Source organism: Microbacterium esteraromaticum, assembly GCF_016907315.1.
Taxonomy (GTDB): Bacteria; Actinomycetota; Actinomycetes; order Actinomycetales; family Microbacteriaceae; genus Microbacterium; species Microbacterium esteraromaticum.
The window spans coordinates 3,105,269-3,117,363 of the sequence record NZ_JAFBBS010000001.1 but is presented as its reverse complement, the minus strand read 5'-3'; the positions used below and the strand labels follow the sequence as shown (position 1 = coordinate 3,117,363).

General features: G+C 66.4%; 12 protein-coding genes and 1 other RNA gene. 4 read left to right on the top strand and 9 right to left on the bottom strand.

Annotated elements, in window-relative coordinates:
• Positions 1 to 216 precede the first annotated feature (216 nt).
• Positions 217 to 1,284, top strand: a complete 1,068-nt coding sequence (locus tag JOE67_RS14815; RefSeq protein WP_204976274.1) for an acyltransferase family protein — start codon at positions 217 to 219, stop codon at positions 1,282 to 1,284.
• Here JOE67_RS14815 and JOE67_RS14810 read toward each other — a convergent pair.
• The 3 genes from JOE67_RS14810 to JOE67_RS14800 all read right to left on the bottom strand — a co-directional run bounded on the left by JOE67_RS14810 (position 1,275) and on the right by JOE67_RS14800 (position 4,341).
• On the bottom strand, positions 1,275 to 2,276 hold the full coding sequence (locus JOE67_RS14810; protein WP_204976273.1) for a hypothetical protein: 1,002 nt from the start codon (positions 2,274 to 2,276) through the stop codon (positions 1,275 to 1,277). The two genes, JOE67_RS14815 and JOE67_RS14810, sit on opposite strands and share 10 nt — an antisense overlap.
• A gap of 205 nt (positions 2,277 to 2,481) precedes the next feature.
• Positions 2,482 to 3,777 carry a hypothetical protein gene (locus JOE67_RS14805; RefSeq protein ID WP_204976272.1) on the bottom strand — a complete coding sequence of 432 codons (1,296 nt, stop codon included), beginning with the start codon at positions 3,775 to 3,777 and terminating at the stop codon, positions 2,482 to 2,484.
• 255 nt (positions 3,778 to 4,032) lie between these two features.
• Positions 4,033 to 4,341: a hypothetical protein gene (locus tag JOE67_RS14800; RefSeq protein ID WP_204976271.1), complete on the bottom strand. Its 309-nt coding sequence runs from the start codon at positions 4,339 to 4,341 to the stop codon at positions 4,033 to 4,035.
• A gap of 23 nt (positions 4,342 to 4,364) precedes the next feature.
• Here JOE67_RS14800 and JOE67_RS14795 point away from each other — a divergent pair, with 23 nt between their 5' ends.
• A complete protein-coding gene (locus JOE67_RS14795) occupies positions 4,365 to 4,577 on the top strand; it encodes a hypothetical protein (protein WP_204976270.1) in 213 nt (70 codons plus the stop codon).
• A gap of 132 nt (positions 4,578 to 4,709) precedes the next feature.
• Here JOE67_RS14795 and ssrA read toward each other — a convergent pair.
• Positions 4,710 to 5,079, bottom strand: a transfer-messenger RNA (tmRNA) gene (gene ssrA, locus JOE67_RS14790).
• A gap of 145 nt (positions 5,080 to 5,224) precedes the next feature.
• Between ssrA and JOE67_RS14785 the strand changes: the two genes are divergently transcribed.
• Complete coding sequence (locus JOE67_RS14785; RefSeq protein WP_204976269.1) at positions 5,225 to 5,875, top strand: SIMPL domain-containing protein; 651 nt, start codon at positions 5,225 to 5,227, stop codon at positions 5,873 to 5,875.
• 42 nt (positions 5,876 to 5,917) lie between these two features.
• On the opposite strand, the gene hflX is transcribed toward JOE67_RS14785, so the two are convergent.
• Positions 5,918 to 7,426, bottom strand: coding sequence for a GTPase HflX (hflX, locus tag JOE67_RS14780; RefSeq protein WP_204976268.1), 1,509 nt, complete (start codon positions 7,424 to 7,426; stop codon positions 5,918 to 5,920).
• 70 nt (positions 7,427 to 7,496) lie between these two features.
• On the opposite strand from hflX, the gene JOE67_RS14775 reads away from it, so the two are divergent.
• A complete protein-coding gene (locus JOE67_RS14775) occupies positions 7,497 to 8,144 on the top strand; it encodes a class I SAM-dependent methyltransferase (protein WP_204976267.1) in 648 nt (215 codons plus the stop codon).
• Positions 8,145 to 8,166: 22 nt separating this feature from the next.
• Here the strand turns inward: JOE67_RS14775 and dapF are convergent, their stop codons facing one another.
• The 4 genes from dapF to miaB are packed head-to-tail and all read right to left on the bottom strand — an operon-like array spanning position 8,167 to position 12,090.
• Positions 8,167 to 9,039, bottom strand: coding sequence for a diaminopimelate epimerase (dapF, locus tag JOE67_RS14770; protein ID WP_204976266.1), 873 nt, complete (start codon positions 9,037 to 9,039; stop codon positions 8,167 to 8,169).
• Positions 9,040 to 9,048: 9 nt separating this feature from the next.
• The gene (locus JOE67_RS14765; protein WP_204976265.1) at positions 9,049 to 9,585 is read right to left on the bottom strand and encodes a dihydrofolate reductase family protein; all 537 of its coding nucleotides are present in this window, start codon (positions 9,583 to 9,585) and stop codon (positions 9,049 to 9,051) included.
• A 40-nt stretch (positions 9,586 to 9,625) separates the two neighbouring features.
• On the bottom strand, positions 9,626 to 10,540 hold the full coding sequence (miaA, locus tag JOE67_RS14760; protein ID WP_239528169.1) for a tRNA (adenosine(37)-N6)-dimethylallyltransferase MiaA: 915 nt from the start codon (positions 10,538 to 10,540) through the stop codon (positions 9,626 to 9,628).
• Complete coding sequence (gene miaB / locus JOE67_RS14755) at positions 10,537 to 12,090, bottom strand: tRNA (N6-isopentenyl adenosine(37)-C2)-methylthiotransferase MiaB (protein WP_204976263.1); 1,554 nt, start codon at positions 12,088 to 12,090, stop codon at positions 10,537 to 10,539. The genes miaA and miaB overlap by 4 nt, the downstream gene beginning before the upstream one ends.
• Positions 12,091 to 12,095: the final 5 nt, after the last annotated feature.

The following is a 12,095-nucleotide window of genomic DNA, read 5'->3' as shown; positions in this document are numbered from 1 at the left end:
TTCCTTGGTGCCGTCGTGGCGAGGGTGGGCGCGCTCGAATGCGAGCAGGGCTTCGGGCAGTATGGCCCTATGGTCTCCCCGGCCACCGACATACGCTGTCCGCATGGGCGTGGGGGCAACCAATCGCGCAGGGAACCGGACCCTCCGCCGAGCACGACCCCCGAAGAGGTCACCTAGGAATGAGCCTGAGTTCGCTCAGTCTGTACGCTCAGGCCTATGACTTCACTGGGGGCCGCGTTCAACCCGAAGCGGAACAGCCTGAATGCTCTGCGGTTGCTTTTGGCAACGGCGGTGATCGTCTCTCATTCGTGGCCGTTGAACGGGCACGGTGACGAGCCAGCCGGCCCTGGTGCGTTCAACTCGCTCGGATCGTGGGCGGTTGCCGGGTTCTTCGTGATCTCCGGATACCTGATCGCGGGCAGCCGGGACCACTCGAAGCTCGGCCCGTTCCTGTTGCGTCGACTCCTGCGGATCTATCCAGCGTTCATCGTCGTGCTCGCGGTGACAGCATTTGTGTTCGCCCCGCTTTCAGCATTCGTCATGGGCGACTACTCGATCGGCGCTGGGCTTGAGTACCTGGTCAAGAACGCGGGCCTATACATCTTCACGTTCGAAATGACTGGCACGCTGACAGACGCGCCATACGCGGGAGCGTGGAACGGGTCGCTGTGGACGCTGTTCTACGAGGCTTTGTGTTACCTCGCCATCGGGCTCGCAATGACGTTCATCTCGCGACGATGGCTCGTGCGCGTGCTCGTCGTCACGCTGGTCGCCGGAATGGCCGTCACCGCCGCGCACGTGTATCTTGACGTGCTGCACATCAACGTAATCCTGCACACTGTGCGCCTCGGAACCTACTTCGCCGCCGGTGCGCTGTTGTATTTCCTCCGCCACCGGGTCGCATACCGGTGGGAGTTCGCCGCAGCATCCGCTGCGGCCGTCGTGCTGACGATTGTAACTGGCACGTTCGACATCCTGGCGGCGGTTCCCCTGGCGTACCTCTGCATGTGGCTTGGCGTCGCGTTGCCACTGCACCGGGTCGGCGCCGAGAACGACATCTCCTACGGGATGTACGTCTATGCCTTCCCGGTGCAGCAACTTCTCGCGATCACGATCGGGCGAGACCTGCCGCTCTGGCTCTACGTTCTGACCTCAATCGCCGCGACGGTGCCGCTCGCATGGGCGAGTTGGTTGCTCGTCGAGCGCCCGGCGATGAAACTCCGGGCTCGCGTGAAGCCCCCGCGCACCACCGTGCGCACGCTCGAGGCCGCAGGTCAGGGCTGAGCCGCAATCCTCGTCGGTGCACCCCAGTGACGAGGGGCCCACTGAGTTTGCGCCCAAGGGAACGCAGCGACCGAAAGCGCATCCACCGGGTCTCGACCCTCTCGGATGTTCAGCGCCCGATACTTCGCCACAATGTCCCCTGAGCTGGACCACGGGTCTACGCCCAGGAACTCCCGCTCGTAGAATCCCGGCTCCGCGTTGAACGCGTGAACGAAATTGTTCGTGTCGGTGGAGACCATCCCGTACTTCTGGATCGCACGGATCACCATTCGCAGAAACGGCGGATATGGGCCTGTCTCGGATAGGTCGAGGCCCATCGGCAGGCGCGCCCATTGGCCGTGGATTGGCACCATGTCGCTCGGATTTGAGGTGTCGCCGTCCCCTGATTGAGGAGGCCAAGATGCTCCCTTGGTGACGTAGCGCAGCCCGTTCGGGTCGATCGCTTCGCCGAGGCTTGTAGGGAGCGCCATGTTCGCGCATGTGAATGCGATCGCATGGTTGATCTCCCCCTTCCGCGCCCCGGCGATGTCAATCCACCCCGCCCAATTGTGCATGCGGACCACAGTCTGCGATCCCTCACGCAACTGCATAGGGTAGTTGCGCTCCACCAGATCTGCGAGATCACGCTCATAGAGGGTGAATCCGCCGACGAGCGCGGTGAATCGGTTCTTGTAGCCGGCGGACTGCTCGACCAGGTAGTACTCGCGGATGAGGCCGGAACCGATGTCGATAATTAGGACGCCGGAGTCCTGCCCGCCCTGCAAGCATGACTCGTCCAGCCACGCGGGCCACGGGACCCACCCGGATAGAACCTCGTGCCCGTACCTGCTCGCGCCGATCCCACCGCATGTCATGTGCACACGGTGAATGCCAGGCATGCGGGAATCCACGATGACCGTCTGCACCGGGTGCGTGCCGCTGACGGACGTGTTCAGGGCTGTCGGCCCGAACCCCGATCCATAGTTGACGTTCGCAGCCATCCAGGTGGCCATGTCACCGGACCGTGCTGCGAGCGGCATCGCGGAGACATCACGAGTGAAGACCGATCCGGCCGGAAGGTATGGGTCGAATGGCGAACGACGGACGGTCGTGTAGTCGTTCTCTGGCCGAGACCATCCATTCCCGTCCCATGTCTTCGGTATGACGGGCACCCACTCATTGCGAGATGCGTCATGCCTGCGAATCGCAGCGACCATGTCAGAAGCCCACCTTGCTCATCTTGATGCTGTCAATCACGGTCCCTGTGCCGGCGCTGTTCTTGCGCATCCAGATCTCGCGCGGCCCGTCGCGGAGCGAACCAGGATCGAACTTCGTCGAATCGGAGAGATCCCAGACGCGGACGTGGCTCGCCGGGTCGGTGATGGTCACCGTCGTCACGTAGATCTGGATCACCCAGAGTCCGGCCTGTGGGACCAGCGTGGCGCCGCTGCCGGGACCGACTTCGGCGCCACCTCCGGCACCATTGGCGACTCGGAGACCCACCGACGACGGACCGAGCGCCAGCTCGACATAACCGAGAGGCTTGCCCTCGACCCTGCTGGGGCCGCGCACGGACAAGTCGAAGTCTTCCGCGAGCGTCGTAACCTCGAGCTCGACGCGCAGGTTCCGCATGGCAGGAGCGAGCACGAGTCGACCGATACCCGAAGTCACGCCAGATGCGACAGCCCGGCCAGCCCCATCCACGTTCCACGCCGCAGCATCCACCCATGAGGGAGTCAGTGTGCCGCCGAGACCCAGGTCCGCGACTCGGCCTGTTATATCCGGGTCGGCACTGCCACCGAAACCATCCGAAGTCATCACGGTCACCGCGCTGGGGTCTGGGAAATCGTGCACGAACGACACGACTCCGGAGGCCAGAACGTACCCCAGCTTCGCGACAGGGGTAACCGTCACAGTCCTCGGGTACGCACCTGAGGTGGAGAGCGTGGCACCTGGCATCAGGGTCGCCCCCACGCCGCCGCCGCCCGACGTCCACACGTACTCGACGCCGATCACTCCAGTCGGCACCGTGAACCGCGACAGCGCGTCGTCCCACGCCAGCGTCGGCGGGTTCACCGGCGTCGGCACGAACTGCTCCGTCGTGTCGATCCAGACCACCGGCAACCCACCCTCGGTCGCGTTCTCGGGCGGGGTCGACTGCACCTTGAAGACGGCACCCTGCGCCTCGCTCACCTCACTCAGCGCGATTGCCTGAGCCTGAGCCGCTGATGCCGCCGCTTCAGCGGCTGCCGCCTGGGCCTGCAGCACCGCTGGCCCTGCAGCTTCAGCGCCCTCCTCAGCCGCGAGGATCGAAGCGGACCACGAGTCCGATATCGACACTGCGCCGCCCGCGACTGTTCCTGCCGGCACGGTGAGATCGATGTCGATCGGCTCACTTCCGGCTGGGACGACGAACGGGCCATACGCGTACGCCTTCTCGCCGATCTGCGCTGTCGCCGTGTACGTGTGGCTGAACGAGTCCGGCGATGATGTGTCGATGATCGCTCCAGTCACAGCGTCACGCCATCCCGAGAGATCCGTTAGCGGCAGCGGGAGTGACACCTCGCTGCCGTTGGACTCACCGGTCACGGTAGTGCCGGTCGCTTCGAACCGGTAACCGGTCGCTCCCCACACCAACGAACGGGACGCCTTAATCTGGACAGTCACCCTCAGGGGCATGGACGATTCGAGGCTCGCAGCGCCACCGAGGGTGACGATGCGGGTCGGAATGTATGCGGGGTACGCCGTGATTGGAGCCCTCTCAGAGTCTTAGTAGCGGGGCGGGGAGGTGCGCTGTTCGAGCGCGGACGCGGTGCTCTTCGTCACCATGACGTAGGAGGCCTGAGTGACGACGATCGCGAGCAACACGAGGGCCGGCCACGCCGGCACCGTGTCGCCGGTGTACACATAGTAGAAGCCAAGCACGACGGCCGTGAGCACCAGGGCCACGACGAGTGCGACGACCTTCTTCACGGTCCGAGACCATGCCGGTCGCTGGATCAGCGCCTGCACATAGGGGGCGGGCAATGCCAGGAGCACGAGCACCCCGGCGGGAATGGTGGGAAGAGTGATGTCCATCAGGACCCCTTTTGGGTAATGACGTGAGCGATACGGCCGAAGTCTTTGCGGATACCGCGGATGTCGAATTGAGTGCCACCAAGGTCGCTGCGGAGCGCCTGCACGTTTTCGCGCAACTGCACGGTGTCGTCGGAGGCTTCCCGGGCCGCGCGCACGGCGTGTTCAGCGAGCTACCCTCGACACCTACGCCGACCCGTTCGACGACGACCTGGACGACGTCGCAGCAGGCTCGATGAACGCGCGACAGCGGCAGATGTGGGCAAAGTGTGGGCAGGGCTCGCCGCCTGACCAGTTATCCACATACGCAAAAAGGCCCGCCTCCCCAATGTTTCCATGGGGAGGCGGGCCTCTTCGTGTGACAACGGCTGTGGTGGAGCTGGGGGGAATCGAACCCCCGTCCGACGCTGCTAATCCACGTCTTCTCCGGGCGCAGTCTGTGAAAGCGTTCTGCTCGGCTCCGACCTTTGTCACAGACACCTAAGTCGACGAGCCCAGTCTGGGAAGAGTCCCACGTGACGTCCAGACGCCGTCACGCAGCAAGATCCCTAGATGACGCCAGGGTCCGTATCGGGATCACATACGGTCTGACGGACTATCGGGCTCGCTTAGGCAGCGAGGGCGAAGTCGTTGCGCTTGGATTCGGCAACTATAGGTTCGCAGGGAGCGTTCACGAGATAACCCTGCATCCTCGGCCCGCTTCTCGTCGATACACAGGCGCCGTCGAAACCGATCAGCCCCGTGGACCTTCTCGCGAAGGAGCCGCTGTCACACTGTGGAATTACCAGCGGGAGCATGTGCTCCCGAGCATCACAGACTACAACGGATCCACCCCGGATGCTATTCCGCGAGCACCACGCCGGTGCCGTGCCGTACAGTCGCACGCATGAGTGAAGTCATCATCACCGTGCGCGGCGAGCATGAGCTGCGCGTCGCCCCCGAACGTGCGACCGTGCACCTCTCGGTCTCCTTCGAGGGCCCCAGCCGCGCTGAGGTCGTGGAGCGCACTCTCGCGGCTGCGGCCCCCGTGCGCGAGGGCATCGAATCCCGCAAGACAGCGGGCAGCGTCGCCGAGTGGACCAGCCAGCGGGTGAGCGTGTACGCCGACCGACCGTGGAACAGCGAGGGCAAGAAGCTGGCACCCGTCTACCGTGCGAGCATCGACTTCACCGCCACGTTCTCGGACTTCTCCGAGATGTCCGTCTGGGTGACCGACATCTCGGCCGACGACGGTCTGACGGTCTCCTCGGTCGACTGGCACCTCACCCCCGAGACCGAGCGCGAGGTCGAGCGCGAGGTCGCCACCCAGGCGGTCGGCATCGCCGTGTCGCGCGCGCAGGCCTACGCTGAGGCGCTCGGATTGCACAGCGTCACCCCGAAGGAGATCTCCGATCGCGGGCTGATGTCGACGGAGAGCGCCTCATTCAAACCCGTGGCCATGAGGGGCATGGCAATGGACTCCGCTCCGGCCATGGAATTCCACGGCGAGGAGATCACGGTCTCCGCCACAGTCGAAGGTCGCTTCTCGGCATCCTGAGCGACGCCTGCTGCGGGCGGACGTCCGCCCGCAGCAGATCGCTCAGCTGACGGTGAAGGGCGCGAGCTCGGCGGCGAGGCGCTCCGAGACGTGGGCATGCACGGCGGTGCCGTTCTCTTCGTGCTCAGCCGAGATCAGCACACCGCTCTCGTGCACGGCCGAGATGAGGTCGCCGCGGTCGTACGGCACCAGCGCGCGGACCTCGACGGCCGGCATCGGCAGCCGGCGCTCGATCTCCGCCCGCAGTTCGGGGATGCCCTCCCCCGTGCGCGACGACACGAAATGCGCGTCTGGCGCGAGCCCGCGCAGCACCAGCCGCTCGTCGGCGTCGATCAGGTCGGCCTTGTTGAAGACGACGATCTCGGGGATGTCCCGCCCGCCGACATCTCCGATCACGTCGCGCACAGTCTGCAGCTGGGCCGACGGGTCGGGATGCGAGCCGTCGACCACGTGCACGAGCAGGTCCGCCTGACCGACCTCCTCGAGGGTGGATCGGAACGCCTCGACGAGCTGGTGCGGCAGGTTGCGCACGAATCCGACGGTGTCGGCGAGGGTGTAGACCCGGCCGTCAGCCGACTCGGCGCGGCGCACGGTGGCATCCAGGGTTGCGAACAGGGCGTTCTCGACCAGAACGCCCGCACTGGTCAGCGCGTTCAGCAGGCTCGACTTGCCGGCGTTCGTGTATCCGGCGATCGCGACGGACGGGATCGTGTTGCGTTTGCGCTCAGCGCGCTTGGCATCGCGAGCGGGTGCGAAGTCCCGGATCTGCTTGCGCAGCTGCGCCATGCGCGTGCGGATGCGGCGGCGGTCGAGCTCGATCTTCGTCTCACCCGGTCCACGCGAACCCATACCCGCGCCGCCGGCACCGACCTGGCCACCGGCCTGGCGGCTCATCGACTCACCCCAGCCGCGCAGGCGCGGAAGCAGGTATTCGAGCTGTGCCAGCTCGACCTGAGCCTTGCCCTCACGGCTCTTCGCATGCTGACTGAAGATGTCGAGGATGACGGTGGTGCGGTCGATGACCTTCACCTTCACGACGTCCTCGAGGGCGCGGCGCTGGCTGGAGGCGAGCTCGGTGTCGGCGATCACCGTGTCCGCGCCGACGGCGGCGACGATCTCTTTCAGCTCCTGCGCCTTGCCTCGGCCGAGGTAGGTCGCGGGGTCGGGATGCGGCCTGCGCTGCAGCAGACCGTCGAGCACGACGGCGCCGGCGGTCTCGGCGAGAGCGGCGAGCTCGCGCAGCGAGTTCTCGGCATCCTCCTGCGCACCCTGTGGGTACACGCCAACCAGCACCACGTTCTCGAGGCGCAGCTGGCGGTACTCCACCTCGGTGACGTCTTCGAGCTCGGTGGAGAGGCCCGCGACGCGACGAAGCGCATGTCGGTCCTCGAGGTCCCACTGCTCGCCGTCCGCATCGGTGTGGGCGGCGGATGCCGTGTCCTGCAGCGCCTGAGCTGCGCCGAACACGCGCGGCTGAGTGCGCGGCTCGGAATTCGCCAGCACGCGATCCAGTGCATCCTGTGTGGTGTTGTCGTCGTTGGTGTTCGTCATCCGGTGGTGAACTCTGTCCTCTCTGAGAAGCGCCTTAACCTTAGCCCGCGGTGTCCGGTACGCTCACTGCATGCCGTCGTCCGATCATTACTTCAGTGCGGCCCCGGCCAGTGCCGAGAATCTTCGAACCATCACGGTCCCGCTCGCGGGGCGCGACCGCGAGGTGACCACCGCCGGCGGCGTGTTCAGTCCCGACCGTCTCGACACCGGCACCGCGGTGCTGTTCGCCAACATGGCTCCTCTGCCGCCCAGCGGCAATTTCCTCGACCTCGGATGCGGTTGGGGTCCGATCACCCTCACCATGGCCCTCTCAGCGCCGCACGCCACCATCTGGGCGGTCGACGTCAACGAGCGGGCGCTGGATCTGACCCGACGCAACGCCGAGTCCCTTGGCCTCACCAATGTCAACGCCGTGAAGCCCGAGGATGTTCCCGACGATGTCGCGTTCACGACGATCCGCTCGAACCCGCCGATCCGCGTCGGCAAGAGCGAACTGCACAGCATGCTCGAGCGCTGGATCCCCCGTCTCGACGAGCGCAGCGACGCGTGGATGGTCGTGCAGCGAAACCTCGGCTCGGACTCGCTGCAGCGATGGATGACGTCGGTCTTCACCCCGGGATACAGCGTGACCCGAGCCGCGACGGGCAAGGGCTACCGCATCCTCAAGGTGCGTCGCCACGGCAATCCCCCGACTGCACCGATCGTCCTGCCCGAGTAGCCACGTCCGTCGCCACGCGCGGTCAGACCAGATCGATCTCGCCTCGGAAGACCAGCTGCGCAGGCCCCGACAGGGCGACGTGCTCACCGTCTTCGGCGGGGAACATCCGCACGCCCAGCACTCCACCAGGCACCTCGACCCGCCACTGGTGAGGGGCGCGCGAGCCCGCCCAATGACGCACGGCGAGGGCTGTCGCGGCGACGCCCGTTCCGCAGCTGAGGGTCTCGCCCACGCCCCGCTCGTGCACGCGCATGCGCACGTGCCCGATACCGTCACGCACCAGGGGTTCCGCGGGCACGACGAACTCGACGTTAGCGCCGTCGACAGGTGCGGGGTCGAGCACAGGGGTGGGGTTGAGATCGAGACCGGCGAGTTCGTCGTCGGATGCCAGTGCCACGACGATATGCGGGTTGCCGACATCGATTCCGAGCCCCGGGCGGGGAACGGACAGTCCTGCCGCCCGCGCGAGCGGTTCGCCGCCGGCGAGCTTCCACAGGCCCAGATCGACCTGGTAGCCGCTCTCGGACCGCATCACGTCGCGGACACCGGCTCGCGTGCCGATGGGCAGCGTCGAGCCGCTCTCCATCGTCGCGAGGCCGGCCCGCAGAAGGTAGTGGGCGAAGACGCGGATGCCGTTCCCGCACATCTCGGCAATCGAGCCGTCGGCGTTGCGGTAGTCCATGAACCACTCGGCGTCGGGCTCCTCCGCGAGGGCTGCCGCGCCCTCAGGCAGCGAGCGTGAGCGAACGACGCGCAGCACGCCGTCGGCACCGACGCCGAAGTTGCGGTCGCACAGCGCCTGCACTTGAGCGGCGGTGAGATCGAGTGCCCCGTCGACGTCTTCGATGATCACGAAGTCGTTGCCCGTGCCGTGCCCCTTGGTGAATGCGACCATGCGAACAGTCTAGAGATCGCGCCCACCGGCCACGCGATATCTGCTGCACAGGAAGCTGCGATTGCGTGCCACTTCGATCAGCTCGAGGTCCAGCCGGCGCGGCAGCAGCGGCGCTCCGGAGCCGAGCGTGACGGGTGCGTACTGAACCCACACCTCGTCGAGCAGTCCTGCGTCGGCGAACTGGCCGGCGAGGTCTCCCCCGCCGACGATCCAGATGTCCTTCCCTTCGGCGGCGGCCGTCATCTCCGCGTGCACCTGGCGAACATCCGCCTGTGTGAAGCGCACGTCACCCTGCTCGGGCGGCGACAGGTCGCGATGCGTGAAGACCCAGGTCGGCTGGGTGTACTGCCAGCGGCCCATCTCGTGGTCCATCACCCATTCGAAGGTCGACGCGCCCATCGCGAGGGCGCCGACCCCGCGGATGAATCCGGGATAGGCCATCGGCCCGTTCTCATCGAAATCCTGCGTCAGGAGCCAGTCGAGGGAGTGCTCGGCGGTGGCGATGAAGCCGTCGAGCGATGACGCCGTGTAGAAATGCGTAGCCATGTGCTCATCGTGCAGGAGACCACCGACACTCGCCAGGCCCTCAGTCGGTGAGAGCGGCGACATCGACGGACCCTTCGGCCCATTCGATGTCGGGATAGCGCTTGAACCACGACACCTGACGCCGAGCGTAACGGCGTGTGAGCGCCTGGGTCTCGGCGATCGCCTGATCCTGAGTGAGATCGCCGCGCAGCTGCCCGAGCGCCTGCGCGTAGCCGATCGCACGTGAGGCGGTGACGCCCTGCTCCAGGCCTTCGTCCCGAAGCCGCTCCACTTCGCCGAGCATCCCGTCCTGCCACATTCGCTCGACACGCCGGTCGAGGCGTTGGACGAGCTCTTCGCGCGGTGTCCGAAGACCGATGATCCGGGTCGCGGCGTGCCATAGCTCGGGCTTCTCCGGCAGGACCGCACCGTGCGTCGCACCGCCCTGCTCGACGACCTCGAGCGCGCGCACGATCCGCCGGCCGTTCTTCGGATCGATCCGTGAGGCGGTCGCCGGATCGCGTTCCTTGAGCCGCTCGAAGAGCGCCGCGGCGCCGCCCTGTTCGAGCTCGGCTTCCAGACGCGCCCTGACCGCGGCATCCCTGGGCGGGAATCGGAAGTCGAAGATGACGCTGGAGACGTACAGACCGGATCCGCCCACGAGGATCGCATCGCCCCCGCGCCCATGGATCGCGGCGATCGCGTCACGGGCGATCGGCTGGTACCAGGCGACCGCGGCCTCGTCGGTCACCGCTCGGACGTCGAACAGGTGGTGCGGGATGCCCCGCCGCTCGTCTTCGCGAAGCTTCGCCGTGCCGATGTCCATTCCGCGGTACAGCTGCATCGCGTCGGCGTTGACGATCTCGGCCGTGTTGCCCTGCGCACGCAGGTGCTCGGCGAGATCGAGCGCCAGGTCGCTCTTGCCGGTGCCGGTCGCCCCGACGACGGCCCAGAGACGCGGCGAACCCTCGGTCAAGAGCCGACGGGACGCAGCGTGGGAAGGCCCAGAGAGACCGCTCGGGGTGCCCCTGAGTCCGACGCGGGTGCGGGAACACCGCAGGAGGCCGCCTGCGCACGATCCCATGCGTCACCGCCGCGGGTGCGTCGGATGCGAAGCGGAGCGCCAGTGGGATCGTCGGCGAGGAGGTGGAAGGGCGCGCCGTGAGTGATCCTGACCGTGACCACATCGCCGGGACGCGGGAGCTCTGATCCGGGTGTGACCTCGAAGTGCACGAGACGGTTGTCTTCCGCACGCCCCGTGAGACGGTGCGTCTCGGTGTCCTTCTTGCCTTCACCGACGGAGACGAGCACCTCGACCTCGCGGCCGACCTGCTTCTGATTCTCTTCGAGCGAGATGCGCTCCTGCAGGGCGATCAGTCGCTCATACCGCTGCTGAACGACTTCCTTGGGCACCTGGTTCTCCATGGTCGCGGCGGGTGTGCCCTCGCGGATGGAGTACTGGAAGGTGAAGGCGCCGGAGAACCGTGACTGCTCGACGACGCGCATGGTGTCTTCGAAGTCCTCATCCGTCTCACCGGGGAATCCGACGATGATGTCGGTGGTGATCGCGGCGTGCGGGATGCGCTCGCGCACACGCTCGATGATGCCGAGGTAGCGCGAGCTGCGATACGAGCGGCGCATCGCCCTGAGGATGCTGTCGCTGCCGGACTGGAGCGGCATGTGCAGCTGCGGCATGACATTCGGCGTATCCGCCATCGCGTCGATCACATCGTCGGTGAACGCCGCCGGGTGCGGGCTCGTGAAGCGGATCCGCTCGAGTCCCTCGATCTCACCCGCAGCGCGCAGCAGCTTGCTGAACGCCTGGCGGTCGCCGAACTCGACCCCATACGAGTTGACGTTCTGTCCGAGCAGAGTGACCTCGATGGCGCCGTCCTCCACCAGCAGGCGGATCTCGTTGAGGATGTCGCCCGGTCGCCGGTCCTTCTCCTTGCCGCGGAGGCTGGGCACGATGCAGAACGTGCACGTGTTGTTACAGCCGACCGAGATCGACACCCATCCGCTGTGGGCGGAGTCGCGCTTCGTCGGCAGCGTCGAGGGGAAGATCTCGAGCGATTCGAGGATCTCGAGCTCGGCCTCGCCGTTATGGCGGGCGCGCTCGAGCAGACCGGGAAGCGAACCCATGTTGTGCGTGCCGAAGACGACGTCGACCCAGGGTGCCTTGTCGAGCACGGCCTGCTGGTCCATCTGCGCGAGGCAGCCGCCGACCGCGATCTGCATGCCCTCGTGCTTGTCCTTGCGGGACTTCAGGTGGCCGAGCGTTCCGTACAGCTTGCCCGCGGCGTTGTCGCGCACGGCGCACGTGTTGATGATCACGATGTCGGCTTCGTCGCCGGCATCCGCTGGCACGTAGCCCGCGCTCTCGAGCGAGCCCGACAGGCGCTCGGAGTCGTGCACGTTCATCTGGCAGCCGAAGGTGCGCACCTCGTAGGAGCGGCGGCGCCCGTCGGCGGTGATCGCCGCGTCGGAGGGCGCGATGATCGTCGGTTCGGAGGAGAGAGAAGACATGGTGA